27 protein-coding genes are annotated in these 26,996 nt (G+C 55.2%); 9 read left to right on the top strand and 18 right to left on the bottom strand.

Features of this window, described 5'->3' with window-relative positions; all coding sequences use genetic code 11:
* Positions 1 to 444: 444 nt before the first annotated feature.
* On the bottom strand, positions 445 to 2,514 hold the full coding sequence (locus HOO88_02840) for a fused MFS/spermidine synthase (protein NOU35697.1): 2,070 nt from the start codon (positions 2,512 to 2,514) through the stop codon (positions 445 to 447).
* A gap of 50 nt (positions 2,515 to 2,564) precedes the next feature.
* A complete protein-coding gene (locus HOO88_02835) occupies positions 2,565 to 2,918 on the bottom strand; it encodes an aspartate 1-decarboxylase (GenBank protein NOU35696.1) in 354 nt (117 codons plus the stop codon).
* 195 nt (positions 2,919 to 3,113) lie between these two features.
* Here HOO88_02835 and HOO88_02830 point away from each other — a divergent pair, with 195 nt between their 5' ends.
* The 5 genes from HOO88_02830 to HOO88_02810 all read left to right on the top strand — a co-directional run bounded on the left by HOO88_02830 (position 3,114) and on the right by HOO88_02810 (position 7,201).
* Entirely contained in the window at positions 3,114 to 3,308 is a 195-nt protein-coding gene (locus HOO88_02830) for a type II toxin-antitoxin system HicB family antitoxin (GenBank protein NOU35695.1), read from the top strand.
* Positions 3,309 to 3,461: 153 nt separating this feature from the next.
* Positions 3,462 to 4,340 carry a sulfide/dihydroorotate dehydrogenase-like FAD/NAD-binding protein gene (locus tag HOO88_02825; GenBank protein ID NOU35694.1) on the top strand — a complete coding sequence of 293 codons (879 nt, stop codon included), beginning with the start codon at positions 3,462 to 3,464 and terminating at the stop codon, positions 4,338 to 4,340.
* Between the two features lie 93 nt (positions 4,341 to 4,433).
* Positions 4,434 to 4,808, top strand: coding sequence for a GxxExxY protein (locus tag HOO88_02820; protein ID NOU35693.1), 375 nt, complete (start codon positions 4,434 to 4,436; stop codon positions 4,806 to 4,808).
* A 117-nt stretch (positions 4,809 to 4,925) separates the two neighbouring features.
* Positions 4,926 to 6,413, top strand: a complete 1,488-nt coding sequence (gene gltA, locus HOO88_02815) for an NADPH-dependent glutamate synthase (GenBank protein NOU35692.1) — start codon at positions 4,926 to 4,928, stop codon at positions 6,411 to 6,413.
* Between the two features lie 116 nt (positions 6,414 to 6,529).
* The gene (locus HOO88_02810) at positions 6,530 to 7,201 is read left to right on the top strand and encodes a hypothetical protein (GenBank protein ID NOU35691.1); all 672 of its coding nucleotides are present in this window, start codon (positions 6,530 to 6,532) and stop codon (positions 7,199 to 7,201) included.
* Here HOO88_02810 and HOO88_02805 read toward each other — a convergent pair.
* Genes HOO88_02805 through queA form a run of 3 tightly spaced genes read right to left on the bottom strand, consistent with a single transcriptional unit; the run spans position 7,191 to position 9,945 of the window.
* The gene (locus HOO88_02805; GenBank protein NOU35690.1) at positions 7,191 to 7,760 is read right to left on the bottom strand and encodes an epoxyqueuosine reductase QueH; all 570 of its coding nucleotides are present in this window, start codon (positions 7,758 to 7,760) and stop codon (positions 7,191 to 7,193) included. The genes HOO88_02810 and HOO88_02805 overlap by 11 nt on opposite strands.
* A 20-nt stretch (positions 7,761 to 7,780) precedes the next feature.
* On the bottom strand, positions 7,781 to 8,902 hold the full coding sequence (gene tgt, locus HOO88_02800; protein NOU35689.1) for a tRNA guanosine(34) transglycosylase Tgt: 1,122 nt from the start codon (positions 8,900 to 8,902) through the stop codon (positions 7,781 to 7,783).
* Complete coding sequence (queA, locus tag HOO88_02795) at positions 8,899 to 9,945, bottom strand: tRNA preQ1(34) S-adenosylmethionine ribosyltransferase-isomerase QueA (protein NOU35688.1); 1,047 nt, start codon at positions 9,943 to 9,945, stop codon at positions 8,899 to 8,901. The genes tgt and queA overlap by 4 nt, the downstream gene beginning before the upstream one ends.
* Positions 9,946 to 10,014: 69 nt before the next feature.
* Between queA and HOO88_02790 the strand changes: the two genes are divergently transcribed.
* Genes HOO88_02790 through queD form a run of 3 tightly spaced genes read left to right on the top strand, consistent with a single transcriptional unit; the run spans position 10,015 to position 11,845 of the window.
* Complete coding sequence (locus HOO88_02790; GenBank protein ID NOU35687.1) at positions 10,015 to 10,788, top strand: 7-carboxy-7-deazaguanine synthase QueE; 774 nt, start codon at positions 10,015 to 10,017, stop codon at positions 10,786 to 10,788.
* Positions 10,785 to 11,465, top strand: a complete 681-nt coding sequence (gene queC, locus HOO88_02785; GenBank protein ID NOU35686.1) for a 7-cyano-7-deazaguanine synthase QueC — start codon at positions 10,785 to 10,787, stop codon at positions 11,463 to 11,465. Before HOO88_02790 ends, queC begins: the two co-directional genes overlap by 4 nt.
* A 20-nt stretch (positions 11,466 to 11,485) precedes the next feature.
* The gene (gene queD, locus HOO88_02780; protein ID NOU35685.1) at positions 11,486 to 11,845 is read left to right on the top strand and encodes a 6-carboxytetrahydropterin synthase QueD; all 360 of its coding nucleotides are present in this window, start codon (positions 11,486 to 11,488) and stop codon (positions 11,843 to 11,845) included.
* A 16-nt stretch (positions 11,846 to 11,861) separates the two neighbouring features.
* Here the strand turns inward: queD and HOO88_02775 are convergent, their stop codons facing one another.
* The 8 genes from HOO88_02775 to HOO88_02740 all read right to left on the bottom strand — a co-directional run bounded on the left by HOO88_02775 (position 11,862) and on the right by HOO88_02740 (position 20,832).
* Positions 11,862 to 14,156, bottom strand: coding sequence for a hypothetical protein (locus tag HOO88_02775; GenBank protein NOU35684.1), 2,295 nt, complete (start codon positions 14,154 to 14,156; stop codon positions 11,862 to 11,864).
* Positions 14,157 to 14,175: 19 nt separating this feature from the next.
* On the bottom strand, positions 14,176 to 14,616 hold the full coding sequence (locus HOO88_02770) for a biopolymer transporter ExbD (GenBank protein ID NOU35683.1): 441 nt from the start codon (positions 14,614 to 14,616) through the stop codon (positions 14,176 to 14,178).
* A 1-nt stretch (position 14,617) separates the two neighbouring features.
* On the bottom strand, positions 14,618 to 15,043 hold the full coding sequence (locus tag HOO88_02765; protein NOU35682.1) for a biopolymer transporter ExbD: 426 nt from the start codon (positions 15,041 to 15,043) through the stop codon (positions 14,618 to 14,620).
* Between the two features lie 16 nt (positions 15,044 to 15,059).
* Positions 15,060 to 15,824, bottom strand: coding sequence for a MotA/TolQ/ExbB proton channel family protein (locus HOO88_02760; protein ID NOU35681.1), 765 nt, complete (start codon positions 15,822 to 15,824; stop codon positions 15,060 to 15,062).
* A 28-nt stretch (positions 15,825 to 15,852) separates the two neighbouring features.
* Entirely contained in the window at positions 15,853 to 16,620 is a 768-nt protein-coding gene (locus HOO88_02755) for a hypothetical protein (protein NOU35680.1), read from the bottom strand.
* Positions 16,617 to 19,331 carry a tetratricopeptide repeat protein gene (locus tag HOO88_02750; protein NOU35679.1) on the bottom strand — a complete coding sequence of 905 codons (2,715 nt, stop codon included), beginning with the start codon at positions 19,329 to 19,331 and terminating at the stop codon, positions 16,617 to 16,619. The genes HOO88_02755 and HOO88_02750 overlap by 4 nt, the downstream gene beginning before the upstream one ends.
* Positions 19,332 to 19,402: 71 nt before the next feature.
* Positions 19,403 to 20,167 (bottom strand): RNA methyltransferase, encoded by a 765-nt coding sequence (locus tag HOO88_02745; GenBank protein ID NOU35678.1) that lies wholly within the window; start codon positions 20,165 to 20,167, stop codon positions 19,403 to 19,405.
* A complete protein-coding gene (locus HOO88_02740) occupies positions 20,167 to 20,832 on the bottom strand; it encodes a 3'-5' exonuclease (protein ID NOU35677.1) in 666 nt (221 codons plus the stop codon). The genes HOO88_02745 and HOO88_02740 overlap by 1 nt, the downstream gene beginning before the upstream one ends.
* 25 nt (positions 20,833 to 20,857) lie before the next feature.
* On the opposite strand from HOO88_02740, the gene murB reads away from it, so the two are divergent.
* Entirely contained in the window at positions 20,858 to 21,790 is a 933-nt protein-coding gene (gene murB, locus HOO88_02735; GenBank protein NOU35676.1) for a UDP-N-acetylmuramate dehydrogenase, read from the top strand.
* 149 nt (positions 21,791 to 21,939) lie between these two features.
* On the opposite strand, the gene clpX is transcribed toward murB, so the two are convergent.
* From clpX to mraY, 5 genes are all read right to left on the bottom strand, one after another.
* Positions 21,940 to 23,196, bottom strand: a complete 1,257-nt coding sequence (gene clpX, locus HOO88_02730; protein ID NOU35675.1) for an ATP-dependent Clp protease ATP-binding subunit ClpX — start codon at positions 23,194 to 23,196, stop codon at positions 21,940 to 21,942.
* A 15-nt stretch (positions 23,197 to 23,211) separates the two neighbouring features.
* A complete protein-coding gene (gene clpP, locus HOO88_02725) occupies positions 23,212 to 23,793 on the bottom strand; it encodes an ATP-dependent Clp endopeptidase proteolytic subunit ClpP (protein ID NOU35674.1) in 582 nt (193 codons plus the stop codon).
* 41 nt (positions 23,794 to 23,834) lie between these two features.
* Complete coding sequence (gene tig / locus HOO88_02720; GenBank protein ID NOU35673.1) at positions 23,835 to 25,130, bottom strand: trigger factor; 1,296 nt, start codon at positions 25,128 to 25,130, stop codon at positions 23,835 to 23,837.
* Positions 25,131 to 25,290: 160 nt separating this feature from the next.
* Positions 25,291 to 25,695, bottom strand: a complete 405-nt coding sequence (locus tag HOO88_02715) for a hypothetical protein (GenBank protein ID NOU35672.1) — start codon at positions 25,693 to 25,695, stop codon at positions 25,291 to 25,293.
* Between the two features lie 147 nt (positions 25,696 to 25,842).
* Positions 25,843 to 26,994: a phospho-N-acetylmuramoyl-pentapeptide-transferase gene (mraY, locus tag HOO88_02710; GenBank protein ID NOU35671.1), complete on the bottom strand. Its 1,152-nt coding sequence runs from the start codon at positions 26,992 to 26,994 to the stop codon at positions 25,843 to 25,845.
* Between the last annotated feature and the right edge of the window lie 2 nt (positions 26,995 to 26,996).

The raw sequence follows: 26,996 nt of genomic DNA, 5'->3' as shown, positions 1-26,996 counted from the left end.
CACGGATAGAAGGTTGTTCGTTCAGTCGAAATGAACGCACTTTTAAATCAGCCGGACAGTCTTTTGAAACAGAGAAAGGAATGGATTATAAGCAGAAGCGGTTGACAGACTCCATAGAAGGCCCGGTGACCTCACCGGGCGTTAACTTAAAATGTAGTGCAGACACTCTGTGTCTGCAAAAAAACCGACAGACAAGAGTGTCTGTCGCACAAGGCCGCCGGGACGGCGGCGGTACGTATCGCAAGCGTCCCGGTTTCGGCGAGACTCACCGCGGGCCGCTCTTGCCTTGGAATTTTCCACCCAGAACAAGGCCGCCGGGACGGCGGCGGTACGTATCGCAAGCGTCCCCGCTTGCCTTGGAATCTTCCACCCAGAACAAGGCCGCCGGGACGGCGGCGGTACGTGGGAAACCGACAGATAAGGGTATCCGTCGCACAAATCGCCCTATTTCATCACGCTCAGCAGGTTGCTGTAGTCATCGGTCCATGGCCGGATGTCGCGAACCATCTGGTTTTTAAGCGAATCAACCTGAGCAATCGCCGGTTGGCGCAACCATTCCGCATCACGGCTGAGGAGAACCCACTGGGCGTTGGCGCTGATTTTCATGTCGCCCGGTGTGGTGATGTAGGCCGCGTTCAGGTTGAAATGGTTCCTGACCTGTACCAGCACCGGCAGGAGGTCAAGGTAGCGGTTGGAAATGTTGACCGCAATAACGCCGCCGTCGGCCAGATGATTTAAATAGAGCCCAAAAGCTTCGAGCGTTAAAAGATGCGCCGGAGGCGAGTCGCCAGTGAAAGCATCCAGCACCAGAACATCGAACCGGTTGGCCGGGTCCCGTTCGAGCGAGATGCGTCCGTCGCCTTGAACAACTTCGATTCCGGCTTTGGAGTCTTTCAGGAACGAAAACCACGGGCTGTTTTGCGCCAGCTTGATCACGGCGGGATCAATTTCGTAGAGCCGGTACACATCGCCGGTTCTTCCATAAACCGCCAGCGTTCCAATGCCAAGCCCAAGAATCCCGACGCGCATGGGTTCCGGATTCTGCTGCTTCAATTGCATGGCCAGCCCCACCCCGCTGTTGGCGGTGAAGTAGGTGGTCGGACGGGTACGGAATTTCGGGTGGTCGATCTGCATGCCGTGGTTGATTTTCCCGTGCAGCAGACTGTAGATCGGGATGCCGTTGTTGATTTCTTTCGCCACCCGCACACAGCCGAAAAAGTTTCGCTCTATGTAAACCGAGCGGCGCAGTTCTTTCACAATGCCGGAACCGAGAAACACGGCAAACGCCGCCAGCAGAACCGGAAAGGCGTGCCGAACGACCCGGAAGGTTTTGCGGGTTTCTGCGTCGGTGTAGATAAAATAAACGGCCAGCGCACCGGACAGGATGAGCACCAGCTGATATTCCCAGTATCCTTTGAAGAGAAACGGTGCCGCCAGCACCGTGAACAGTCCGCCCAGCGCGCCGCCCAGTGAAATGCAGAGATAAAAGCCGGTCAGGTGCTTCGGATCCGGTTTTGCACGATACAGTGCGTTGTGACAGAAAAGACAGATGGCCAGCAGGATGAAGCTGTACGCGGCAATCTGATTCCGGATTTCCAGTTCCAGTCCTCCTCGCATCAGGTACCACGCCGCACCAAAAGCACATAGCAGAAGGTAAACATAAACATCCTGCCAGCCGCGCAGTTTTTCCATGAAGCCGAGGATGTAGCTGAGTAGATAAATGGACAGTGGCAATATCCATAGAAACGGAACCGGCGGAATGTCCTGCGTCATTTGATTGGTGACCGCCATCAGCGCCAGCACTCCGCCGAACGAAAGAAGCGTCCACAGAATCGGATGGCGTTTGGAATGTGTTTCACTCTGAATACATTCCTTCTGCTTTATTTCCGGCACGTTCCGAACCATGGAAGAGCAAACTGCGCACAGCACCGCATAGATCAGAAATCCGCCGCTCCATATCCACGCCTGTTCGCGAATCGTTAAATGCGGTTCCACCACAAACGGATAACTCAGCAGGGCCAGCAGGGATGCCGTGTTGGATACCACATAGAAAATGTACGGCGAGCGTTCCGGCTGAATCCGGTGTGACCACGCCTGCAGAAGCGATGCGCTCGTAGAAAGAAGAAAATAGGAAAGGCCGACACTGATCAGCAGAAGCCGCAAAATATCCGCCGTCGGGCGTTCCGAACCGGCAACCGGCCTCCATGACGCGCCGGGAAGAATCGGCGACCCCCACGCGAAAACCAGCAGTCCGCCCGTCACCAGTGCCGCAACCAGCAAGCCGACATGCAGCGCAGATTGTCTGCCGGACGGAAGACGCTGAAGAAAGTGAGCGTAGGTATAACCGCCGAGAAGCAAAAGCTGGAAAAACATCAGACAGGTCAGCCAGACGGCAGGGGCTCCGCCAAACCAGGGGAGAAAGTATTTTCCGATGATCGGCTGAATCTGGAACAGAAGGAATGCGCCGAGAAATACAGTGAAAGGAAACGGGCCGCCGGTTTTCGTTATTTTCATACCCGGAATCTAAACGGCCAGACTGACCGCTTCAACGTTTTTCGCCCCGGTTACGGTTTGCGGATGGCGTTTTTTTCATCCACCAGCAGAACCGTCGGCTTATTGGCGCTGGCTTCCGCTTCGTTCATCTGGGCATAGGTGATGATGACCACCTTGTCGCCGACATATCCGAGACGGGCGGCCGGGCCGTTCAATTCGACGATGCCGGAGCCGCGCTGGCCGGGAATGGTGTAGGTGATCAGACGGCTACCATTGTTCAGGTTGACCACATGCACCTGTTCGCCAACCAGTATCCCGGCGGCGTCCAGCAAATCCTGGTCAATGGTGATACTGCCTTCGTAGTACAGTTCCGTACCGGTCAGCGTCGCCATGTGAATCTTGGACTTTAGCATTGTGATCGTCATCGTCTTATCCCCTCACCTGTCTTCAATCGGGCTGAGAATATACATTGTTCCGGCCCGAACATCCAACCTGAAAACGGGGCACCATACGCACCTGCTCTCCGTTTTTCCAGCACTGTCTGCGGATTTTAATTACGCACATTGACCGTCGATTCTTCACCCTTGTTTCCGTACAGAGAAACTATTACGGTTAAACCCATGAAGAAGGAATTCAACGTGGTTATTGAAAAGGATGCGGAGGGCTGGTTCGTCGCCTCGGTTCCCGAGCTGAACGGTTGTCATACTCAGGCAAAATCACTGGATACCCTGATGAAGCGCATCCGGGAAGCCATTGAGCTGTGTCTCGAGGTCGAGCAACATCCGGCGGGCGCGGATTGCTCGCAAAAATATTGAAAGATTGTGACCTGTCGCAAACCGATCTTCAAAAACTTCTGTAATTCGTCCCGGACGCTCCTGCTCCGCTGAATGATTTTGTAACCCTCCCCGCCGGGCATTGAACATTGAGTATTGAATATTGCCCTTCCTCTCCCCTACAATCCGCCCCCTATGAACCGCATACTTTTTAAAAAACAGCTCTCCGGCGAAGTGTTCCAAATGCGCATCGAAGCTCCGCTGATTGCCCGTGAGCGGCGTGCCGGACAATTCGTCATCCTTCAACTCAACAGTCATTTCGGCGAACGAATCCCGCTGACGATTGCCGACGCCGATCCGGTCGAAGGTTCCATCACCATCATCTTTCAGGCGGTCGGACGCACCACGCATCTGCTGGCGCTGAAAAACGTCGGCGATACCGTCGAACATCTCGTCGGCCCGCTCGGCCAGCCGACTCATATTGAAAAGTTCGGACGTGTCATTTGCGTCGGCGGCGGAATCGGCGTTGCCCCGCTCCACCCCATCGCACAAGCCATGAAAGCTGCCGGAAATGAAGTGATCATCATCATGGGAGCACGGAACAAAGAACTTCTGATTCTCGAAAACGAAATGCGTGCCATTGCCGACAAACTGATTATCTGCACCGACGACGGTTCCTACGGCCGCAAAGCGCTGGTCACCGCGCCGCTCAAGGAACTTTGTGAAGCCGATCCGAAACCGGCGCTGGCCGTTGCCATCGGCCCGCCGGTGATGATGAAGTTCTGCGCCGAAACCACCCGGCCTTACGGCGTACACACGATGGTTTCGCTCAACACCATCATGGTGGACGGCACCGGCATGTGCGGCGGATGCCGCGTAACCGTCGGCAAGGAAACCAAATTCGTTTGTGTGGACGGCCCGGAGTTCGACGGCCATCTGGTGGATTTCGACAACATGATCAGCCGCCTGAAAGCCTATAAACCGCGCGAAGACGCCGACCACCACCGCTGCCACCTCGAAGAGGAAATCGAAAAAGTCGAAGATCAAAAGTCTAATATCCTCAGAAAACAATGAATTCAAATTTGTTAATCCCTTTTGAACCACCCGCTCACCCGTTCGCTGGAGAAAACAGCCGAGTGTGTGGTTGAGTTTAAAAAAGGAACTTCCATGGATAAAGAACTGGATCTGACAGAAAAAATCATCGGCGCAGCAATTGAGGTTCATAACTACTGGGGGCCCGGACTTCTGGAAAGCATTTATGAAAAAAGCCTCGCTCATGAGTTAGTCCTACGAGGAGCGAGCGTCAAACAACAGGTTCGTCTCGACCTGAAATATAAAGATCTGGTTCTGGATGATGAGTTTGTTCTGGATTTGGTTGTGGACGAAAAGGTTGTTGTTGAACTGAAAGTGGTTAAGGAGCTTGCTCCGATTCATGAAGCTCAACTTATTACGTATATGAAGTTGACGGGATGTAGGGTCGGTCTTCTCATTAACTTTAATGTATTGAAGCTGAAGGACGGAATTCGAAGAATTGTTTTATAGAAACCTCGGGGTTCACTCGGCTGTTTTCTCCAGTGAACAAAGAGAACGAGTGGTCAAAATCGGCCCAATCCATTCGTCTCCGCGAGCCCCAACAATAGAAAGTCAGAACGCTGAAACATGAACGCTGAACACAAAACTTCTGAACAACTCGCCGAAGAAGCCCGCGCCGCGCTCGCCGGATTGACGAAACCGCTTTCGCCGAAACAGCGGCTGGCGATTCCGGCGCAGGAAATGCCCGCGCAGGACCCCGCCGTACGGCGATGCAATATGCAGGAAGTCGCGCTGGGCTATTCGGAGGAACAGGCAAAGCTGGAAGCCGAACGCTGTCTGCAATGCCCGACCAAGCCGTGTATCAAGGGCTGCCCGGTCGGTATCGAAATTCCTGCCTTTATTCAGAAAATCGCCGACGGCGACTATAAATCCGCCATCGGCATCATTCGTGAAAGTAGTCTGCTACCTGCCGTCTGCGGACGGGTCTGCCCGCAGGAAAGCCAGTGCCAGGAACCGTGTACTGTCGGCAAGGCGCTCAAGTCGATCGACAAAGCTGTCGCCATTGGCCGCCTCGAACGCTACGTCGCCGACTGGGAACGCGAAAACGGATTGATTCAATCGCCGACCGTTAACCCGGCCACCGGTAAAAAAGTCGGCATCATCGGCAGCGGCCCCGCCAGTATCACCGTCGCCGCCGACGTTCGACGCGAAGGCCACGAAGTTACCGTCTTCGAAGCGTTCCACCGCCCCGGCGGCGTGCTTCTTTACGGCATTCCCGAATTCCGCCTGCCCAAAGCCATCGTCGATCAGGAAATCAGCAGCCTTCAATCCATGGGCGTTGAAATCAAAACCGACTTCGTGATCGGCCGCACCCGCCGCCTGACGGACTTGCTCGAAAAAGACGGCTACGATGCCCTTTTCATCGGTACCGGCGCCGGTCTGCCTAAGTTCATGAATATCGAAGGCGAAAATTTGGTCGGCGTATTTTCCGCCAACGAATACCTGACCCGCGCCAATCTGATGAAGGGCTACGATAACCGCGCCGCCACGCCGATTTTCCCGTCGAAAAAAGTCGCCGTGCTCGGCGGCGGCAACGTCGCCATGGATGCCGCCCGTAGCGCTATCCGCCTCGGCGCGCAAGAAGTCCACCTGATCTACCGCCGCACTGAAGCGGAAATGCCGGCCCGCGTTGAAGAAGTCGCCCACGCCAAAGAAGAAGGCGTGATCTTCCACACCCTGCGCAATCCGAAACGTATTCTCGCCGACGAACGCGGCTGGGTTTCCGGCATGGAAGTTCTGAAATACGAACTCGGCGAACCGGACAGCTCCGGACGCCGTCGCCCGGTCGAAATCAAGGGCAGTGAATTTGAAATGGACGTGGATACCGTCATCGTCGCCATCGGCAACGAATCCAATCCGCTCATCCGCCAGACTACGCCGGGCCTGCAAACCAGCAAATGGGGCACGCTGATTGTGGATGATACCGGAAAAACCTCGCTCGACCGCGTCTTTGCGGGCGGCGACATCGTCCTCGGTGCCGCGACCGTAATTCTCGCCATGGGCGAAGGCCGCCGCGCCGCCGCTGCCATTAACAAACTGCTGGCCGAATCATAATCCGGTTTGGAGTGCGGCGGGAAACAAAGTGCCAAGCCGCTCTTAGCTGACCGACTGGAAAAGCGGTGTCGCGCTGCGCTTGCCCCCGCACTCCAGATTGTGCAACCTCATTGATTATGAAGCTGAATGTCTTCCCGAACTTCGACGAACTGGCATCCCAATGTCTGGAACTTTTGCGTCAGACATTTCCGAAACTGGGAACCCATGACGGCATCATGCTGGCTGGCGGAAAAACTCCGCTCGAAATCTACCGTCGCGCCGCCGCAGAAAATCTCTCCACCGCCGGAAAACTTTTCCTGAGCGATGAACGCTACGTTCCCTTCACTGATCCGCAGAGCAACTACAGAAGCATTGCCCCGTTTTTTCCAACGCTTGGAAGAGTCCCGACAGAGCTTCCGATTGAAGCCGCGGCACAGGCGTTTTGTGAATACTTAAGCCGAATGCAATCCGTTCCGCTCGGACTGCTCGGTCTCGGCGCCGACGGCCACACCGCTTCGCTGTTCACTCTGCAAGATGCCGCGTTTCGCAATGGGCGACTCGCTGTTCCGGTGATTAAAACAGAAAAGCCGGATCGCATCAGCGTAACGCCCGTTCTGCTCCGACGGATCGAAAAAATCATCATCCTCGCCACCGGCGAAGAAAAAAAAGCGATCATCCAGACCTTGCTTGAAAACTCGGAAACGATTCCGGCGGGTGCGGCCTTAGCTGGCCATCCAAACGTCGAAGTCTGGACTGATAATAGGGGTCAGGCCTTGACTTTTGCCAAATTTGCAAAAGTCAAGGCCTGACCCCTATACTAAATTCACAGCCGCAATAGCTCTGGCGGTAGAGGTCGTATTCTTCAGCCAATTTAATGCCGCGCAGGAAGCCGCCCTGCTTTTTAAAGTCGATCGGCACAAAGCGCGGGAACTGTGCGCCGATTTCAAAAATGATGCGTGATACTTTGTGCGGACTAAGCGTCAGCGTCGTAGCGAACGCCGGAATGCCAAGCCGTTCCGCCATCTGGCTGGTGCGCGCCAGACTGAATTCAAAACATTTGCGGCAACGCGCGCCCTTTTCCGGCTCGTTCTCCAATCCCCGGATATGCGCCAGCCATTCGGCGTGGTCGTACTGATCTTCTTCAATCACCAGATTCATCACCTTGGCCAGTTTACGGGCCGCTTCCAGTCGCTTGAGATATTCCGCTTCGGGATGAATGTTGAAATTGCTGAAATAGAACACCACTTCATGGCCGTCGAGCACCAGCCGTTCCGCCGACGGCGCGGCGCACGGCGCACAGCAAGTATGGAGTAGAATGCGCTTCGTTATTGGATATTCGTTATTGGTTGTTGGTTTTCCCACAACGATCCTTTTTGTGTTTTTCGCGGCTAAACTTCTTCAATGTCGCCGCTCATGTAGTCGACATGAAACTTCTCTGCAAAAGCGGCCAGCGCTCCGGCTTCAATCGCGCCGCGCAGTCCGGCCATCAGCTCCTGATAGTAATGCAGGTTATGCTGGGTCAGCAGCATCGGGCCGAGCATTTCTTCGCACCTCAGCAAGTGATGAATGTAAGCGCGGCTGTAGTTCCGGCAAGTGTAGCAGGTGCAGTCGGCATCCAGCGGACGCGGATCGGCGGCGTGGCGGGCGTTCATAAAGTTGAGCGTGCCGCGCCGTGTAAACGCCTGCGCCGTGCGGCCCGATCGGGTCGGCAGAACGCAGTCGAACATATCCACGCCGCGCAGTACCGCGCCGACAATGTCCGACGGCTTACCAACACCCATCAGGTAACGCGGACGATCTTCCGGCAGGTGCGGCACGGTGGTTTCCAACGTTTGGAACATCAGCTCCTGTCCTTCGCCGACAGCAAGTCCGCCGATGGCGTAACCGTCGAAGCCGATCTGTTTGAGCGCCTCCGCCGACTCGACACGCAGTTCGGAATAAATACTGCCCTGCACGATACCAAACAGTCCGTAGCCGTCGCGCACCTTGAACGCATCTTTGGACCGTTGCGCCCAACGCATGGAAAGACGCATCGATTCGGCGGCGGTTTTTTCGTCGGAAGGAAACGGCGTGCATTCATCGAACGCCATCGAAATATCGGCGTCGAGCAGGTGCTGAATTTCAATCGAGCGTTCCGGCGACAACTCGTAGGTGCTTCCATCCGTATGCGACTGAAACGTCACGCCTTTTTCGGTGATTTTCCGAAGCTTGGAAAGCGACATCACCTGAAAGCCGCCGGAGTCGGTCAGGATCGGCTTATCCCAGTTCATGAACTTATGCAGACCGCCGAGCGACGCGACGCGCTCCGCGCCGGGGCGCAGCATCAGGTGGTAGGTGTTGCCGAGCAGAATCTGCGCGCCGGTATCCGCCACCTGTTCGGGGCGCATCCCTTTAACCGTCGCCGCCGTGCCGACCGGCATAAAGGCGGGCGTATCAATTACGCCGTGCGCCGTCGTGATTTTTCCGCGCCGCGCCGCGCCGTCTTTTTTAGATAGTTCAAATTTCATCATTCAGCATTCGTCCTTTTCAACAGACACGCGTCGCCGTAGGAGTAGAAACGGTAGTCCTGTTTCTTGGCATGTTCGTAGGCGGCGTGCATCCGGTCAAGTCCGGCGAAGGCGGAGACGAGCATAAAGAGTGTCGAGCGCGGCAGGTGGAAGTTGGTCATCAGCAGGTCAACGGTTTTAAACTGATAGCCGGGCGTGATGAAAATGTCGGTCTCGCCGGTGAACGGTTTGATGATGCCCGGTGCGGTTGACGCGCTTTCGAGCAGACGAAGCGACGTCGTGCCGACGGCGACAATCCGTCCGCCAGCCAGCCGCGTCGCGTTAATCCTGTCCACCGTCTCCTGCGAAACGGTTCCCCACTCGGCGTGCATTTTATGGTCTTCGGTATTGTCCACTTTGACCGGCAAAAAGGTTCCGGCGCCGACGTGAAGCGTGACGGTTTCAAACGCCACACCGCGCTTTTCCAGCGCCCGGAAAAGTTCCGGAGTAAAGTGCAGTCCAGCAGTCGGCGCGGCAACCGCGCCTTCTTCTTTGGCGAAAATGGTCTGATAGTTTTCGCGGTCGCTGGCGGTCTGCGCCCCGTCCTCGCCGCGCGGAATGTATGGCGGAAGCGGCATGCGGCCGTATTTTTCCAGACATTGGAAAAGTTTTTCGCCGCCGCAGTTGAAGCGCAGACGGATTTCGCCGCCGTCGCGTTTTTCCGTCACCTCGGCGAAAAAATCGTCAGCAAAATCGATCAGGCTTCCTTCTTTGAGCCGTTTACCGGGCTTGGCGAAAGCGAGCCATTCGTTATCGGCGGTGCGCATGTGCAGAGTCACTTCAATTTTCACCTCGCCGCGCAGACCGTCGAGCCGCGCCGGAATCACCTTGGTGTTATTGCCGATCAGCAGATCGCCGGACTGAAGAAGTTCCGGCAGGTCGCGGATGATCCGGTCGGCAAAGCCGTCGCCGGTCAGGTCGAGCAGGCGCGCGGAATCGCGCGGACTGGCCGGGCGGTCCGCGATAAAGCGTTGCGGCAGTTCAAAATCAAACAAGTCAACTTTCATGGACGCCGGTTATTGGTTATTAGTTATTGGTTATTGGCCCGCTTGGTGGTACTCAAGGCCGAGTAATTTATGAACAAAACCACTGAAATGACAGCTTTTGTGAGCGAGATATTCAGCTCCGCGCAGGGCGAAGGAATTAATATCGGCCGCCGCCAGCTTTTTGTCCGCTTCTGCGAATGCCACCGCAATTGCCTCTACTGCGACACGCCGGTCGAACGGACGGAATCCGTCGCTATTGAGCGCGAGCCGGGCAGCGGAAAGTTCGAGTCCGTTCCGAACCCGCTTTCTGCAAAACAGCTTATTGAACTGCTGGCCGGACTGAACCGTCCGGAATCGGCTCACGATGATTTGTTCATCACCGGCGGCGAGCCGTTGTTACAGGCGGACTTTCTGGCAGAGTTCCTGCCGGAGGCTCGTAAACGGCTCGACCTGCCGGTACACCTCGAAACCAGCGGCGACCTGCCGGAAGAATTTGCCAAGGTCGTCGAATGGATCAACCACGTTTTGATGGACATCAAACTCCCCAGCGTCACCGGCGAGCCGGAAGCGTGGGCAATGCACCGCGCATTTCTGAACATCATCGAGCGCGAAGAAACCGGAGCGACGATCAAGCTGGTTGTCGGTGCGGACACATCCGACGAAAACCTTGCACAGGCGGCAGAAATCATTCGTGCGTCCGGCTCGCTGGCCGCCGTCGTTTTGCAACCGATGACCGCCGCATCAAAAACCAACCGCGTGCCGACTGCGCGGCAGGTGCTGACATGGCAGTCGGAAATGGCTGTTGCTCTCGGTCGCAGTGTACGCATCATTCCGCAGTGTCATAAAATGATGGGATTATTGTGAGGAAGAAAGCCGTAGTTCTTTTGAGCGGGGGACTCGATTCCGCCACCGTGCTGGCGATTGCCAAAGATCAAGGCTATGACTGCTACGCTCTTTCCTTCCGCTACGGCCAGCGCCACGCCGTTGAACTGGAATGCGCGGCGCAGATCGCCAAAATGCCGGGGGCCGTCGAACACCGTACCGTCACCATTGACCTCGGCGCGTTCGGCGGCTCCGCGCTGACCGACCTGAACATCGCCGTGCCGCACGAACCGGGCCGACCGAACGAAATTCCGGTCACCTACGTTCCGGCGCGTAACACCGTTTTTCTTTCCTATGCGCTGGCGTGGGCCGAAGTGCTCGGCAGTTTCGACATTTTCATCGGCGTCAACGCACTCGATTACAGCGGTTATCCCGACTGCCGGCCCGAATTTATCGCCGCCTACGAAACCATGGCCAACCTCGCCACCAAGGCGGGCGTGACCGGTTCGGAAAAGCTGACGGTTCACACGCCGCTGATTTATCTGACCAAAGCGCAGATCATTCAAAAGGGGCTGGAACTGGGCGTGGACTACGGCGTAACGTCCAGCTGTTACGACCCGGCAGCGAACGGCAAAGCCTGCGGAACCTGCGATTCCTGCCGCCTGCGCCTTAAAGGATTTAAAGAAGCCGGCGCAACCGATCCGCGCCGGTATGTATAAGGAGAACTGCTATGCCTGAAATGGAAATTTATAAAACGCTGCGCTTTGATGCCGCCCACCGCCTGACCGGCGTTCCGCCGACGCATAAATGCTCGGCCATGCACGGCCACGGCTTTGAGATCGAGGTCTATCTGCGCGGCCCGGTTGACCCGAAGACCGGTTTCGTCATGGATTTCGGAGATCTGGCTAAAGTATGCGAGCCGGTCATCAAACAGCTCGACCACGCTATCCTGAACGAGATTGAAGGATTGGGAAATCCGACCAGCGAGAACATGAGCGTCTGGGTTTGGAAAAAACTGAAGCCGCAGCTTCCCCTGCTCTCCAAAATCGTCATCAAAGAAACCGAAACCTCCGGCTGCATTTATCGGGAAGAAAAGTAACACCGCCGCTGCGAATCTATTTCCCTGCGTCCGGTCCCTTGAAAAACAGAGCCGTTCCGCTATACGGCTTCGTCAATCCGGTCAGTTCGCGCGGGACTTCCCTTATCGGAGTTTTACCGGCTTCCTGCAGACAGATAAAATTCATGACCGGCACAGTCAGCCCCTGCGAAACATAGTTCAGTTTACATACTGTCGCAATGTGAGACATGATCTGCCCGCGCGGATATTCAATCGAGTTCAGAATATCCGGAACAAAGTTAGATGACAGACCGGCCTCCTGACGGGCTTTCTTTTCCGCCGCGATCCGGTCGAGGGTTTGTTTTAAAAGCGCGGCGGCCAGTTTCTTATCCTGTTGAAGCGATTGTAATTTACCGCCGGACGTGGCGGCGGTTCCCGTGATAACAGGATTTCCGTTTTCATCTTCTTCACCAACGTTTCCGGACGAGCCGCCCAGAGAGTTCCAGATGGAAAAATCGAGCAGACGGGCGGCTTTTTCCGGGCTGACCGGCTGAGGCCCGATTCCTGTCGACACAATGAATATCGCATCGGCCTGTTCTTCCATCGCCGCCTGCACGGCATACGGCAGAGACTGAACATCCGCTCCGATCGCGGTATCGTAAACGTTTGTCGGCGTATAGTTGTTTTGTTCGGGCCGCAAACCGGATCGGGCAACACTGCTGTTCAGATTCTTCAACCAATCGGCCAGCTCCCGGCTTTGCGATACAGGAGCCATTTGACTGCGGAACTGCGTAACCTGCTTGCGGTCGTAGGCGATCACATTAAACAGCGTGCCGGGCTGCAGTTCCGCCACGGCCTTTATTATGCAATCCTTGATCAGCGCATAGGTATTGGTTCCGCCGGTCTTAACCGAAAGCATCCCGGCGGACGCATCGAGAATAAACGCGATCCGCGAACCGTCCGCATTGGCTCCGAGAAATTTAACCGGAGAAACCGGTGCTTCCGGATTCTGCGTCATGTCCGCAGTCTGATCCGCAACAGATTCTTGCAGACCATTAACTGAAGAAGCGCTTTGTCTGCCGGAGAAAGCTTCAAATTCGCCGTTATAGCGGCGAACAAGATTCCGCATATACGTCATAAAATAGTCGGAGTTGCTATTACTGCCCTCCGAAAGAAGCCGGACGACGTGCACTCTGGGACGTTCAAGCTGATACGGCATATACTGTGTGCGATAAACCCCCTCGGCGTGATCCAGAATCTGATCCGCCGGATATTCAATATATGCGGGAATGTCGTGCAGGAACTCACCGGGAAGCCCGGCGTTTTTGCGCGAATCCGCCTGCTTCTGAATCGTTTCCACGGCCCGCTTCAATAGATCGTCCCGAAGCTTCCGGTCATCGCGCAGAATCGACGACCCGCCAACCGAGGCCGCCCCCCCGCCGCTCAGCAGCTCCCAAAGCGAGAAGTCGCGCAGAAGCCGCTGTTTTGCCGGACTGATATTGTGCTTCCCCCAATCGGAAGTGAGGATAAAAACGTTATCGGGACGCTGCTCGAAGGCGGCCTGAAGAGACAGCAGCCAGCCTGCGGAATCCGAACCGACCGCCGTCGGGTACGGCTCCGGGCGGCGGTAATTGTCCTGCTCGTTCGCCAGACCTGCGGCGGATGAATCCTGATTGACGGCTTGAATCCATTTGCTTAACGCGGCGTTGTTTCCCTTGGTGGCCGGAACCGGCTGAGGACGAAACAGGCTGATCTTTCCGCCGTCATAGAGAATCACATTATACAGAACCGCCGCAGGCAGTTTGGTGATCGTCTGGCACAGCGTATCTTTGATGTAGTTATAGGCCGGAAGCCCGCCTGTTTCCGGTGTCAGCATGCCGGCCGATGCATCAATAACGAAAACAAACTTTTCACCCTCAGTTGAAATTCCGAAAAAATTGATCTGCGGTGTTCCGCCGCCGAACCGGCCGGAAATCGCTTCAACGTCGCGCCCGGCCTGCGCGGCGGGGAGAGAAAACTTCTGCGAACTGGCGTGTTTGGGTTTGTTATCGGGCGCAGCAACCGTTGGCGCGGTGAACGTCGGCGCAGATACGGAAACCGAGCGGCTGACGATTTTTGTCGGACGGATCATTTCACGCGGCGGTTCAGGTTTGGCTTTCGCCGTCTGTCGGCGCTCCTGTTTCGGCGAAGCGGTCGATACCGTAAATTCGGCATTCTGCTTCTGAATATAGTGCACGGCCACAATTGAACCGGCAAAAAAAACCAGCAGAGCATGAAAGGTCAGGCTGAGTGCGGCGGCCTTGAACGAGGTGGAGCGGCTTTTCAGTTTTAAATTGGACAGCGTGTTCTTCATTACAATTTACCAGCCCTGTTCAATTCCCGATTCCAAAGGTTATGGTTTTAATGCCGGCACCGGCGCAGGCGTTCAGTGCGTCAACGACCCGTTCATGGGTTGCCTCGTCATCCGCTTCAATCGTGATGGCCGGAAGCACGTTGGCCAGCTGGGAGGCTTCGCGGTACCGGAGCAATGTATATCCCAGTGCATTAATATCCGCCTTGGATGGATCGGTATAGGTTCGCCCGTTCATGACAATGGCCCCGTCGGCATGAACCTCAATAATCTGCTCGTCGGGAATACTGACGGCCTGCGTCTGAACCACGGCGCCGGGCAGAGCCAGGCTCAAATCGGCTTCCGATTTTTTCATAGACGAACTGACCATGAAGTAGATCAGCAGCAGAAATACGCAGTCGATCAGCGGAGCAATCTGCAACCCCACCTTTTCGTTTATTAATTCGTCCAGCCAGGCTTTCATACTATTTTCCGGATTCAACCACCCCGAAGATGATATCGGCAATTCCCGCTTCCGCACACGCCGACATCACCGCTTTAATGTGTTTCTGCTTCACCTGTCGATCGGCTCGCAGATAGATCCGCACGTCTTTATTGGCAGCCTGCTGCCGGATCATCTCGGCAGATAACTCCTGAATATTCACCTTTTGCAGGTTGATGTAGTAGCTCACTCTGCCGCCGGACTCTGCCGCAACCGTGACGACCTGCCGGTCGCGCGCCGTCTCCGGCACCTTGGCCTTATCCGCTACCGGCAGATTAACCGGCGTCAGTTCCAGCGACTTAATGTGTGAAGTCACCATGAAAAAGATCAGCAGGAGAAACACCATGTCAATCATGGGCGCCATGTTGATCTCGTCATCGCCGCCTTCGGTTGGAATTTTGAACTGCATTCCTGCTCCAGACTTTTTACCGGCTTACGGAATTCCGATAGACATTCATGAAGTGCCCGACCATCCGGCCCATCGTGGACATGTTTTTGATAAAGTTGTTTTTGAAGATGAAATAGGCCGTCATGGCGGGAATGGCAATAATCAGCCCGGCGGCCGTGGTAATCAGCGCTTCGCCAATGTTACCCGCCAGCAGTTCCGGTTTCCCCATTCCGCCGGCCGAGATATTCGCGAAGGCTTTAATCATCCCGGAAACCGTTCCCAGAAGCCCGAGCATCGGAGCAACACTGCCGATCATGGAAAGATAATTGATTGGCTTCATATAGGTAACCATCTGTTCATTCCCGGCCTCCTCGATCGCTTCCATAACATGCGCGGGATCAAAATCGTTTTCCGAAATACGCTCCAGTCCGGCATCGAGCACCGAGGTCATCAGACTGGGGTTGTTCTGACAAACTTCGCGCACACCTTTCAGATCACGGCGGGCGAGAAACGTTTCGATTTCGGACTTCAGATCCGACCGGAGAAGATTTTTTGTGCGAAGCATGATGATATTACGGATTACAAAATACATTGCAGCAACCGAGCAAAGTCCCAGCGGCCACATACACCATCCGCCTACCCGCCACATTTCGGCAAACGTCACGGTCTTCACTCCGGCGGCCGAGCTCTGCGCCTGAATGGCCGCTGCCGTTCCGCTTTGAGCACGGGCTTCAACCAGAGAACCGGCGGCCATCAACAGAACCGCCGCCACAATGAATACATTCAAACGGATTTTTTTCATAACCGGACTCCTCTTTTTATTTCGAAATCTATTTCAACTGCTCTTTTGCTATCCGGCACCAGCGACTGGCCGGATAAAGTGTTTCCAATTCCTGAACCGCTGCCGCAGATGCCGTTGGCAGTTCAGCCTGTTTAGACACCAGCCCTTCGTAAAACAGGGCGCACGGCATCCATTCTTTTTCGCGGTAATAAAAGATCTGCAGACGGGCCAAATGCTGCAACGCCTCCTTATAATCCGAACGGGAGGCCGACAGCCGGGCGAGAATAAACTCCGCCGCCGCCTTGTCCGACATCTTCGCAGCATCGAACATCTTTGCCGCCTCGGCAATGCGGTTCGCCTCAATCAGTGAAATAATTTCATACGGTGCGAATTCTTCAGCGGACAGGTTACCGGTCTGGCGGAGAGTCTGCATCGTTGCGATGGCCGCAGCGTAATCACCGCTATGAAACTGCGCCCGGCTCAGCAAGCGAAGCCACTCCGGAGCATTTCCCTTCATAGATACGGCGGCCAGCAATGAAGTTCCCGCATCCGCAATCTTTTTGATAACGCCGTCGGCGTCACCCCGATCCAGAAGTTCCCGGCACTGTCCGGTTGAAAATCCGTCGAAAGTAAATTCTGCCGAGACGACCTGCACAACGGGAACCTGCACGTTTTCTGCCGACAGAAGAAGACGGCCATCTTTCACGACCAGCGAATCCATCGTGCGTACCGTACCGCTCTGAAGCGTCACCTTCACTTTGGCAAAGGCTGCATGGCAGACCAGAAGCATCAGAAAAATGAGTTTTGAAATTTTCACCGGCTTGCCTCCAGCTCAGCCTGCGCACGGCGGCCTTCAGGTGTCGCGGCGACCTCCGCATTGCTGACCATCTCCTTCAAGGTTTTAATCAGCTCCGGCTGGCGTCCGAGTTTCCGCAGACAGTTCGCACTGCCTTCGTAGGCTTTGGAAGTCCACTCCGTGTGTCCTCCATAAAGCACATATACCCGCTGAAAAAATGCGAACGCTTCCTCAAACCGCCCCTGTTCGTAGCGGCATATTCCGATCCAGTAAATCACTTGCGGCGTCAGCGGGCCGCGCCATTCGCGAACCGGCAGGAACCGGTTATACTGCTCAACCGCTCCGTCATAATCCTTCATCAGCCGGAGCGCATCGGCCGCCAGCTTCTGAGTCAGCCCCTCTTTCGGATTACCGGAAACCTTTTGCAGATTTTCCTGCGCCATCTTCAGCGCCTCTTCATATCTGCCGGCACTCAACAGCACGGAGGTCTCGATATTCGCCATGTCCGGCATCAGCTCAGACGAAAAGAACGCGTGCCGGAACTGCCCGTAGGCGGCCTGCACCCGATCCATGTCAGAGCGCGCGGCGGACTCTCTGGCAAACAGCAGCAGTAAAAACGGCGAAAACGCAGTCATATCCTTTTCGCCCAGAATGGCGTTCACATATACTTCCCGGTCCGAACCTTCACTGGCACCTGCAAACAGTGCGTTCATCCGCAAACAAAGCGTCTTCTTTGCATTGTCACGACAGGCCGCTTCCCGGTCACCCGCCAGACGGGACTTCATCCGTTTGGCGAATGCACCATCCCGCTTCACGTCCGGTTTTTCGTTCGCCAAGGCTTCGATCAGCAGATCAACGCTTTCGAGTTGAGGGTCGTTTCCGTACTTGGCAAAAATTTTTCCGCAAGCATCCAGAGTCTTATCGCAGTCATCCGGAGTTTTGCAGGATTCGATCATCCAGCGACCGGCTCCGGCGAAGTCGCCCTTGCTGTCCGCTGTCGCAAGGTATTCTTCCATCAAAGCAATAACTCCGGCGTAATTTTTCTGCAACGTGTACACCTGCGCCATCTGAACCACGGCACGGGTTTTCTGTTCTGTACCGACAGCACAGTCCCTCGCCTGCCGGTAATAGTCGAGTTCCGCGTTTAAATCGCCGCCCGCTCCGCGCAGATCGCCCGTCAGACTCAAAACATCCGAACGCAAATTGCTTTCGGGGAACTGCACCAGAAACCGGCGGAATGTCTTTTCAGATTCCGCGGCATCGCCTTTACCGCGGAAAGCCATGCCGAGCCGGTACATTGCATCTTCGGCAAACTCTTTTTTCTCCCAGACCGGATTATTCAGATAGCCTTCGAATACGGCGATCGCCTCGTCGAACCGCTCCAGAAAAAGATTGCACATACCGGTCCAGTAAACTGATTCCTGCGCATAAACGCCGGACGGCCACTTTTCCGCCGCATTAGAAAAAAGTTCGAGCGCCGCTTCATAGTTCTGCTGTTCAAATTTGACATAGCCCAGCAGATAGCTCACCTGATCGGCGAAACGGTGCGGCGGTTGCTGTGCCAGCAGTTCCTTTCCGAGAGTCTCCGCCTTATCCGCCTCATTCATTGCCAGATGCAGATTCATCAGACTCAGCGTCAACTCATCATGGAAAATTCCCTGCGGGTAAAGTTTCATGCAGGCGTACCCTTCCGCCTTGGCCACCTCCTGTTCCTTCAGAGAAATCAGCGACTGGAATGCAAAATACCGGCACTGTTCCGCCAGCGGATTTTCCGGGAACCCGGCATAAATATGCTTAAAGATCAAATAGGCCGGCCAGTTGCGGTCCATCGCCTCGTAGCACCGCGCCATACGGATCATCAGTTCCAGATCATAATTCCGCACATCGAGTTCCTGCCGCTCTTTCAGCATTTGTTCATAGCGCACCTGATCATCTTCCCGCCCGGCCTTCTGCGCCTCGCGCTGAGCCAGCGGAACCCACGGCGGCGGTTTGGACAGTTCATCTTTCAGCGCCTTCAGCCGCTGGTCATACGCGACCTTCAGCTCTCCGCTCAACTGCACCATACGGTACAGTTCCAGCGCGTGAATATAATCCTTCTGCTCAAATACAAGGTCTCCGCCTTCCATCAGCGCGACATTCAATCCGACATCACTGCGGGCCGGTGTGTCGCAATAGGGAAGAAACCGCTGAACATTTTCCAGATCGGCGGAACGGGCATACGCTGTGACCAGCAATAATGCCGCATGCCGGTACGTATCTGAATTTTTCGAATCGGAGAAAACAGACAGCAGGCGATCCATCTCACCGCTGGCCTTCAACTGTTCGATGTAGTCCTTCATCGGGCGGGTATCGGACTGCCATGCGTAGGCTTCCAGAATCAGGAAGCGCGCCATCAGCGCCGCTTTATCATCCGGGTAGGTCTGAACAAACGTCTTAAACAGCTCCACCGCTTCCGGAAATTTTTGCATTTGGAGGTAACACATCCCCAAATGATACATACAGGTTGCGCGGGTGTTGACGGTGGACGCATCGGTCAACCCGTCAAGCCGGACTAGAATTTCCTGAAGATAAGGAATCGCCTGCTCCGACTGCACTTTCTCCAGCAAGTCACGAACCGTTCCCAGCAATGCACTGGTTGACTGCTCGGAAATCGGGATTGCTTCCGGCTCCTGCGCGGTGGCCGTGCCGTTTAAAAAAAATAGCGTGCACCCGAAGATCAGGATGCTGGACACAAAAAACCTGCGGCGAAGAGTGCACGGTAGATTCATGAAGCGGACATGAGTAACAGAACCATAGGGAACAATCAACCGCTGATTGCAACCATGCAAATCGATCCGGCGACTGCGGCATTGAGGGATTCAACATTCCCGGACATTGGAATCGAAAGGCTCCTTGTCGCCCGCTGCTGAACCGCCGCCGAAACGCCGTGCGCCTCATTGCCGATCACCAGTACATTTTTCGGTCCGAGCTTCATGGTATGCAGATTTTCGCCGCCGTGAATAACCGTCGAAATCAAATCGTAGCCCGATTGTTCCAGAGTCTGGAAAACCGTTTCATCGGTCTTCCAGACATTGGCAAACGGCAGAGCGCCCATCGTTGCCCGAACCGTTTTCGGGTTAAACACCTCCACCGTGTCGCCATGCAGAAAAACGCCGGAAAAACCGAAAGCAACCGCCGAGCGGATCAATGTGCCGAGGTTGCCGGGATCGGTCAGTCCGTCAACCAGCAGATAGTTTCCCTTCTCCGGAAGAATCGTCAGCGGCTCCTGTGTGTACTGCACCACACCGAGAATTCCCTGCGAAGTCTGGCAGTCGGAAAGCTGTTCCATCACGGCAGGCTCAACGGCATAAACCGGTACCGCAAAATCCTTCGCCAGCTCAACCGCATCGGAAGCAACCCAGATTTCTCTAAGCCGGTACTGAGGAAGCGCGGAACCGTCGCTCAGTGCGCTGAGTGAACGGACGCCTTCCATCACAAACGCGGAGGCTTCCTGCCGGTCTTTCTTAGAACGCACCAGCGCACGTACCGCCTTGAGCTTCGGGTTGTCCTTCGAAGTAATCGTCTGCATCAATTCCGCCTTTCATTCAGCAACTTGATTCCGCCCGCGCCGCGCTCCAGCTCCTGAAACTTCAGCTCCGGACGAGCCGTTACACCAATTTTAAAAATATCAATCAGGTGAAATGAATCGGCACCGGCGCGGTGCCACATCTCATTCTGCAAGCCGAGATATTGAGCAAGCGGTTCGAGCGCGAAACTTTTCGCCTGCGGAAACCAGACGCGGAACAGCGGCAGTGTATCGAGTATCGGCAGTTCCGGCGCGGAAACTCCGGCGCGCGCAAACCCGGCTCGGAGAAACCCGACATCAAACGTCGCGTTGTGCGCCAATAAAACACTGCCGTCGCAGAATGAAACAAACTCCGGACAAACCGCCGAAAACGGCGGCGCACCGGCTACCATCGCATCGGTAATTCCATTCACTTCCGTGGCCTGCGGGCGAATCGGCATTCCCGGATTAATCATCCAGTTGGTGACCGCCAGAATTTCGCCGTTACCGCGAAAGCGCACCGCGCCGATTTCAATCAGCCGGTCATTCTTCGGACTGAAGCCGGTAGTTTCGGTATCGAGTGCCACGAAAACAATCTCCGCAACCGGCGTTGCGGGCTCCGGCAGTCCGGCAAAAAGCGTTCCGGAGACCAGAATGACGGCAATCAAAATCTGTGCTTTTACAAACATTGGAAACAAATCATAGTGCACCGCGATGAAATTGGTATCCGAAATTCAAACTCTTTTCCCGCAACTGCGCGTCACTGAAAACGCCCTGCTCCGCGACATCACCACCTTCCGGGTCGGCGGCCCCTGCCCGCTGTTAATCGAAGGCGCCGCCGCCGCGCAACTCCCCGCCATCATTCAACGGCTCAACAAAACCGGCCAGCCGTTTCTCGTGATCGGTCAGGGCGCCAACCTCGTCGTTTCGGACAAAGGAATTGATCAAGCCGTCATCCGGTTCTGTTCGGAAACGCCGACCATCACCGCGGACGGCAAGCGCGTAACCGTTTCCGGCGACACCCTGCTCGACGATCTGGCGGTCTTCACCATCGAAAACGAATCCGGCGACCTCTCCTACTGCTCCGGAATTCCCGGTACCGTCGGCGGCGGCATCGCCGGCAACGCCGGAGCCTTCGGACGGCAGATGGGCGACCACTTAATTTCCGCCGAAATCCTCGGATTGGACGGACGCACACGAACCGCCGCGAAAGCGGATTTGGAATTTGCCTACCGCCACTCCAAGCTGAAAGAAACCGGCGAGATCGTTCTTTCCGCGACGTTTGAACTTCCGATAGAGAAGAAGGAAATCATGCAGGCCGAGCGCGACCGGATTATGCAATTCCGGAAAGACCATCACCCCGACTGGCACAAAGAACCCTGCGCCGGAAGCGTGTTCCGCAATATCGAACCGACCTCAGCAGTCGAACGGCGCAAAGCCGCCGGATTCTTTTTACAGGAAGCTGGCGCGCATTTGTTTCGCGTCGGCGGCGCGCGGCTCTACGAAAAGCACGCCAACATCATCGTCGCCGACCCCGGCTGTACCGCGCAGGACGTCTGGGAGCTTTCCGAAAAAATGGCGCGCGCCGTCAAAAACAAATTCGATATCACCCTCGTCCGCGAAGTCCGCTTCCTCGGAGAATTCTAAAGCAAAAATTTTGGAGTGCGGTGGCAAGTTTACGCGACACCGCTTTCTTCTTTTAGACTCACACGAGACATTAAAAACGCGACGAGGGCGTCGCGTCTACGTTTTCCAAATAACCAATCTCGAATAACCAATAACAAAGAAGTCAGCCGCTAGGCTGACTTCTTCTTTAGATCACCGAGTTCGATCGGATGGGCGCGTCCTTCGACAACATCTTTGGTAATGCGGCAGTTGGTGATGTCTTTGCGCTGCGGCACTTCGTACATGACGTCGAGCATCAGGTGTTCAAGGATGGCGCGCAGTCCACGGGCACCGGTCTTTCGTTTCAGCGCCATCTTCGCTAGTGCCCGTAAGGCATCGTCGTCGAATTCCAGTTCCACGCCATCCATGGCGAGCAGTTTTTTGTACTGCTTGACCATCGAGTTTTTCGGCTGAGTCAGAATGTGAACGAGATCGTCTTCGGAAAGTTCCTGAAGCTGAACCACCAGCGGCAAACGGCCGATAAATTCCGGAATCAGTCCGTACTTGAGCAGGTCTTCCGGCTCGACGTTCATCGTCTCCGGCTTCCAGTCTTCGGAAACCTGTTCATTAATTGCGCCGAAGCCGAGCACCTTTTTATCGGTGCGGCGTTTGATGATGTCGTCGAGGCCGACGAATGCGCCACCGCAGATGAAGAGGATATTGCTCGTGTTGAGCTTAATGTATTCCTCCTGCGGATGTTTGCGTCCGCCCTTCGGCGGAATGCTGGCAATGGTGCCTTCGATAATTTTCAGCAAAGCCTGCTGAACGCCTTCGCCGGAAACGTCGCGGGTAATGGAAACGTTGTCGGTCTTGCGGGAAATTTTATCGATCTCGTCGATGTAAACGATGCCGCGCTCGGCGCGTTTGACGTCGTAGTTGGCGTTCTGCAGCAGCGCCAACAGAATGCTTTCCACGTCTTCACCGACGTAACCGGCTTCGGTAACGGTGGTCGCATCGGTGATGGCGTACGGCACATCCAGCATGCGCGCCAGCGTTTTAGCCAGCAGGGTTTTGCCGCTGCCGGTCGGGCCGACCAGCAGGACGTTGCTCTTTTCGAGTTCAACGCCGTCGTCTTTGGACGACGTATCCGTCATCCGTTTGTAATGATTGTGAACGGCAACCGAGAGAACCTTCTTGGCGTGTTCCTGTCCGATGACGTATTCGTCGAGCCGCGCTTTGATTTCGTGCGGCTTGAGCACTTTGACGGCTTCGGACGACGCATCCGCTTTGCCGCGCTGTCCCTGCTGTTTGACCATGGCATCGCAAAGTTCGACGCACTCATCGCAAATACAAATGCCGTCCGGCCCGGCAATCAGATGGCGGGCGGCTTTTTCTGGTTTTCCGCAAAAGGAGCAGACAGGCTTTGGGGGCCGCTTGGTGTTATTCATAAAACCTGATTCCGGTTACATCTTTTTGGTGACGACTTCGTCGACAAGGCCGTATTTGACGGCTTCGGCGGCGGACATGAAAAAGTCTCGGTCGGTGTCTTTTTCGATCGTCTTGATCGGCTGTCCGGTATGGAACGCCAGAATTTCATTCAGCCGCTTTTTCATGCGGAGAATTTCTTTGGTCTGGATTTCAATATCAGTTGCCTGACCCTGCGATCCGCCGAGCGGCTGATGGATCATGATGCGGGCATTCGGCAGTGCGAAACGTTTGCCTTTGGTGCCTGCGGACAGCAGAACCGCGCCCATGCTGGCGGCTTGGCCGACGCAATAGGTCGTGATCGGGCACTTCAGGAATTGCATCGTGTCGTAAATCGCCATGCCGGAGGTGACGACACCGCCGGGCGAGTTGATGTAGATGCTGATGTCTTTCTCGGCATCTTCGCTCTGTAAAAACAGCAACTGCGCGATGACGAGATTACTCACGTCATCATTGATCTCGGTGCCGAGGAAAATGATCCGCTCTTTCAGCAGACGCGAATAAATGTCATAGGACCGCTCGCCGCGCCCCGTCTGTTCAATCACCATTGGAATAAGCATGTGCGCCCTTTCAGGGGCCGTGGGCCCCGTTAACCGATAACCTACTTGATTTTGGCTTTTTCGAGCAGGAACTCAACGGTTTTTCCGAAACGGATCTGATCGCCGACGGATTCCAGATGACCGTTCTTTTCCAGTTCCTTGCGAAATTCAGCGGCATCGCGGCGCTGTTGAACGGCCATACGAACCACTTCGGCGGAAATTTCATGATCGTCAACTTTGATCTCTTCCGCGTCGGCAATCGCCATGATGATGTAGCGCAGCTTGACCTGCTCTTCGGCTTTTTCTTTAGCCTCTTTCATCATGTCTTCCTGCTGGGCTTTGATCTGATCCTGATTCATGCCGCTCATCATGCGCTGGCGGGCCATATCGTACATCACGTTGCGAGTCTGTTCCTTCACGGCGCTTTCCGGCACGTCGAGCTTGGTTTTGCCGAGGAGGAATTCGCAGACCTCGTCCTGCTGGCGGCCTTTTTCTTTATTCTTCGCCGCTTCTTCCATGTGCTCGCGGATGTTCTTGCGCAGTTCCGCTTCGGACTCCACGCGGATCTTCTTCAAAAATTCTTCGTTAAGTTCCGGCAGTTTGGTTTCGCGCATACCGGTGACTTCGACCTTGAACTCGGCCTTCATGCCAGCCAGTTCCTTGACAATAAAACCTTCCGGGAATTTAACGGTGACATCTTTCTTATCGCCGATCTTCGAGCCGACCAACGCCTTGCCCATGCCGGGCAGGAATGACTCTTCGTCGCAGGTGATCCAGTAGCCGTTACCGCGGCCCATGCCGCGCGCCTGTGGAACTTTTTCTTCCAGCGGCTGACCGCCGATAGTGGATTCGTAGGAAACCTGCACCATATCTTTTTCTTTGGCGGCGCGGCCTTCGATATCTTCATAGGTCGCGTGCTGACGGAGAATGCTCTGCACGGTTTCTTCGACCTGTTTTTCGGAAACGTCGGTCTTCTCGGCCTTAATGGAAATGCCTTCGTACTTCGGCAGTTTAAATTCCGGCAGAACGTCAACCGTCACTTCAAACTTCAGCGGCTTGCCTTCGACCAGTTCCGGCTCACTGACATCCACCACCGCCACCACTTTGACTTTTTCCTGTTCGATGGCTTCGTGGTAAAACTTCGGCACCACGCGATCCTTGAGATCGGCGGCCATATCCTTGGCAAACTTCTTTTCCACCAGCGCCTTAGGCGCATGACCTTTACGGAAACCCGGCACGGCCACGCCCTTGGCGTAATAGTTCAACAGTTCGGCGCGCTCGGCGGCCACAGCCTCGGCAGGCACCTCGATTTTCAGCGTCTGGCGGCAGGTTCCGGTGTTTTTTACAGTAACTTTCATCAAAATTCTCCTGTTTATTAGAAATCTAAAAGCGGCACAGAATACGGTACGCCTATGGTGAGGTCAATTTCCAAGGTTTGGAAAAACAAACGTGGGGAAAGGCACGAGGGCAAAAGGAATGAACTTCCTTGCGCGGAACGATTTGCGGACAGATAGCCGATCAATTCACCACGCGCAATTCGCCGTAGCCGGTGTCTTTTTTACCTCTGGTGGTTTCGCAGTGCGTCATCTTAATGACACCATCCTTCGCCGTACCTTCGAAAGCAAACGAGCGCTCCTTCCCTTCGGTGGTATTGGCGGTGCCGGTGACTTCGCCGTCGAGCAGATTGCCCTTCACGATGCCAACATACGTCACAGGTTTATTGCCCCACTGAAAGTTCCAGGTCACGCTCCACTCATTCGGCCCGACGGGCGTCAGCTTGGCATCAAGCCCGTGGGTCGTCTCCGGCTTTTTTTCCCAAACAAACGTACCTTTAATGGCGACCTCTTTGCCGCCTGTCACATCTGAAGCCCAAAGCGTCGCCGCCGTAATGAAAAAAACCGCCATAAGAAATTTTATCTTCATTGCTGCGCCCTTTCGTGTTTACTGCGCGGGAGTATACCCAACCGCACCGGTTCGTCAATGCGGCACACCGCCGCCGCGCAATCAGCTGTCTCAGGTGGCGGGAAGTCTAATGTGGAAGCCCTCTCCAGTAAAAAGTGATCTTCAATCCTACCGTATTTTCAGCGTTGCGATGCCGATCAGCGCAAAAATGATGGAGAGAATCCAAAAGCGGATGGTGATCATATTTTCCGCCGCGCCGACGGAACGGCCTGCCGCCGCCGCACGGTCTCTGGCGATGAATTCAAAATGATGATGAAGCGGTGCACAGCGGAAAACGCGCCGTCCTTCGCCGTACATTCGTTTCGTGATTTTGAACCAGCTCTGCTGAATCAGCACGCTGGCTGCTTCCATGACGAATACGCCGCCGACGATGACGAGCACCAGTTCCTGTTTAATCAGAATGGCGACCGCCGCAATGCCGCCGCCAATAGCCAGACTGCCGGTGTCGCCCATAAACACGCGGGCCGGATGGCAGTTAAACCACAAAAAGCCGAGTCCCGCGCCGAGCAGTGCGCCGCAAAAAACGGCCAGTTCGCCGCAGCCTTTTACAAACGGAACCTGCAGGTATTCGGCAAAAGCAAAGTGCCCGGCCACATAGGCCATCACCAAATAGGCCGCCGCCGCCGAGTTGGTACAGCCGATCGCCAGTCCGTCGAGTCCGTCTGTCAGATTCACCGCATTGGAAGAACCGACCAGCACAAGAAACAGAAACGCCAGTGTACCGAAACAACCCATGGATAAAATTAACGGATGTTTAAGGAACGGAACCATGAGCTGCTGGGTGCGCACACAGGTTTCCGGATTCGAGCAGAGCGCAAACATCAGCAGTACCGTCCAGACCGCCTGAGCCACCAGTTTTACACGCGGAGACAACCCGCCCTGTGCACCTTTCCGTTTAATCTTCAGGTAGTCGTCAATAAATCCGAGCACGCCGAGAAAACAGAAGGTGGTCAGCGCACAAAGCATGAAAAAATTACCCGGCTCGGCCCACAGCACCGTTGCGGCGACCGTGCTGAAAATAATCATCAGCCCGCCCATGGTCGGCGTGCCGACCTTGGCTTTACGTTCCAGACCGGCCACCCGGTCGTCTTCGCGCAGTTCGCCGAATTTGACCACGCGCAGTTTTTCGATCAGCCACGGGCCGATGATCAGACAAAGAATAAAGGCGGTTCCGGCGGCCAGCACGGCTCGGAAGGTGATATAGCGGAACATGCGCAAGGGCGAAAACACATCGGTAAACTGAGACAGCCAGTAAAGCATAG

The sequence above is a fragment of the Kiritimatiellaceae bacterium genome (genome assembly GCA_013141415.1).
Taxonomy (GTDB): Bacteria; Verrucomicrobiota; Kiritimatiellia; order Kiritimatiellales; family Tichowtungiaceae; genus Tichowtungia.
The sequence above is the reverse complement of the archived record's forward strand: the minus strand, read 5'-3'. Positions and strand labels throughout refer to the sequence as shown.

What these genes read in the sequence shown, in the direction of transcription:
- HOO88_02840 (NOU35697.1), bottom strand. Translation starts at nt 2,514, where the DNA reads ATGAAAATAACGAAAACCGGCGGCCCGTTTCCTTTCACTGTATTTCTC.
- HOO88_02835 (NOU35696.1), bottom strand. Translation starts at nt 2,918, where the DNA reads ATGACGATCACAATGCTAAAGTCCAAGATTCACATGGCGACGCTGACC.
- HOO88_02830 (NOU35695.1), top strand. Translation starts at nt 3,114, where the DNA reads ATGAAGAAGGAATTCAACGTGGTTATTGAAAAGGATGCGGAGGGCTGG.
- HOO88_02825 (NOU35694.1), top strand. Translation starts at nt 3,462, where the DNA reads ATGAACCGCATACTTTTTAAAAAACAGCTCTCCGGCGAAGTGTTCCAA.
- HOO88_02820 (NOU35693.1), top strand. Translation starts at nt 4,434, where the DNA reads ATGGATAAAGAACTGGATCTGACAGAAAAAATCATCGGCGCAGCAATT.
- gltA (NOU35692.1), top strand. Translation starts at nt 4,926, where the DNA reads ATGAACGCTGAACACAAAACTTCTGAACAACTCGCCGAAGAAGCCCGC.
- HOO88_02810 (NOU35691.1), top strand. Translation starts at nt 6,530, where the DNA reads ATGAAGCTGAATGTCTTCCCGAACTTCGACGAACTGGCATCCCAATGT.
- tgt (NOU35689.1), bottom strand. Translation starts at nt 8,902, where the DNA reads ATGATGAAATTTGAACTATCTAAAAAAGACGGCGCGGCGCGGCGCGGA.
- queA (NOU35688.1), bottom strand. Translation starts at nt 9,945, where the DNA reads ATGAAAGTTGACTTGTTTGATTTTGAACTGCCGCAACGCTTTATCGCG.
- HOO88_02790 (NOU35687.1), top strand. Translation starts at nt 10,015, where the DNA reads ATGAACAAAACCACTGAAATGACAGCTTTTGTGAGCGAGATATTCAGC.
- queD (NOU35685.1), top strand. Translation starts at nt 11,486, where the DNA reads ATGGAAATTTATAAAACGCTGCGCTTTGATGCCGCCCACCGCCTGACC.
- HOO88_02775 (NOU35684.1), bottom strand. Translation starts at nt 14,156, where the DNA reads ATGAAGAACACGCTGTCCAATTTAAAACTGAAAAGCCGCTCCACCTCG.
- HOO88_02770 (NOU35683.1), bottom strand. Translation starts at nt 14,616, where the DNA reads ATGAAAGCCTGGCTGGACGAATTAATAAACGAAAAGGTGGGGTTGCAG.
- HOO88_02765 (NOU35682.1), bottom strand. Translation starts at nt 15,043, where the DNA reads ATGCAGTTCAAAATTCCAACCGAAGGCGGCGATGACGAGATCAACATG.
- HOO88_02760 (NOU35681.1), bottom strand. Translation starts at nt 15,824, where the DNA reads ATGAAAAAAATCCGTTTGAATGTATTCATTGTGGCGGCGGTTCTGTTG.
- HOO88_02745 (NOU35678.1), bottom strand. Translation starts at nt 20,167, where the DNA reads ATGCAGACGATTACTTCGAAGGACAACCCGAAGCTCAAGGCGGTACGT.
- HOO88_02740 (NOU35677.1), bottom strand. Translation starts at nt 20,832, where the DNA reads ATGTTTGTAAAAGCACAGATTTTGATTGCCGTCATTCTGGTCTCCGGA.
- murB (NOU35676.1), top strand. Translation starts at nt 20,858, where the DNA reads ATGAAATTGGTATCCGAAATTCAAACTCTTTTCCCGCAACTGCGCGTC.
- clpX (NOU35675.1), bottom strand. Translation starts at nt 23,196, where the DNA reads ATGAATAACACCAAGCGGCCCCCAAAGCCTGTCTGCTCCTTTTGCGGA.
- clpP (NOU35674.1), bottom strand. Translation starts at nt 23,793, where the DNA reads ATGCTTATTCCAATGGTGATTGAACAGACGGGGCGCGGCGAGCGGTCC.
- tig (NOU35673.1), bottom strand. Translation starts at nt 25,130, where the DNA reads ATGAAAGTTACTGTAAAAAACACCGGAACCTGCCGCCAGACGCTGAAA.
- HOO88_02715 (NOU35672.1), bottom strand. Translation starts at nt 25,695, where the DNA reads ATGAAGATAAAATTTCTTATGGCGGTTTTTTTCATTACGGCGGCGACG.
- mraY (NOU35671.1), bottom strand. Translation starts at nt 26,994, where the DNA reads ATGCTTTACTGGCTGTCTCAGTTTACCGATGTGTTTTCGCCCTTGCGC.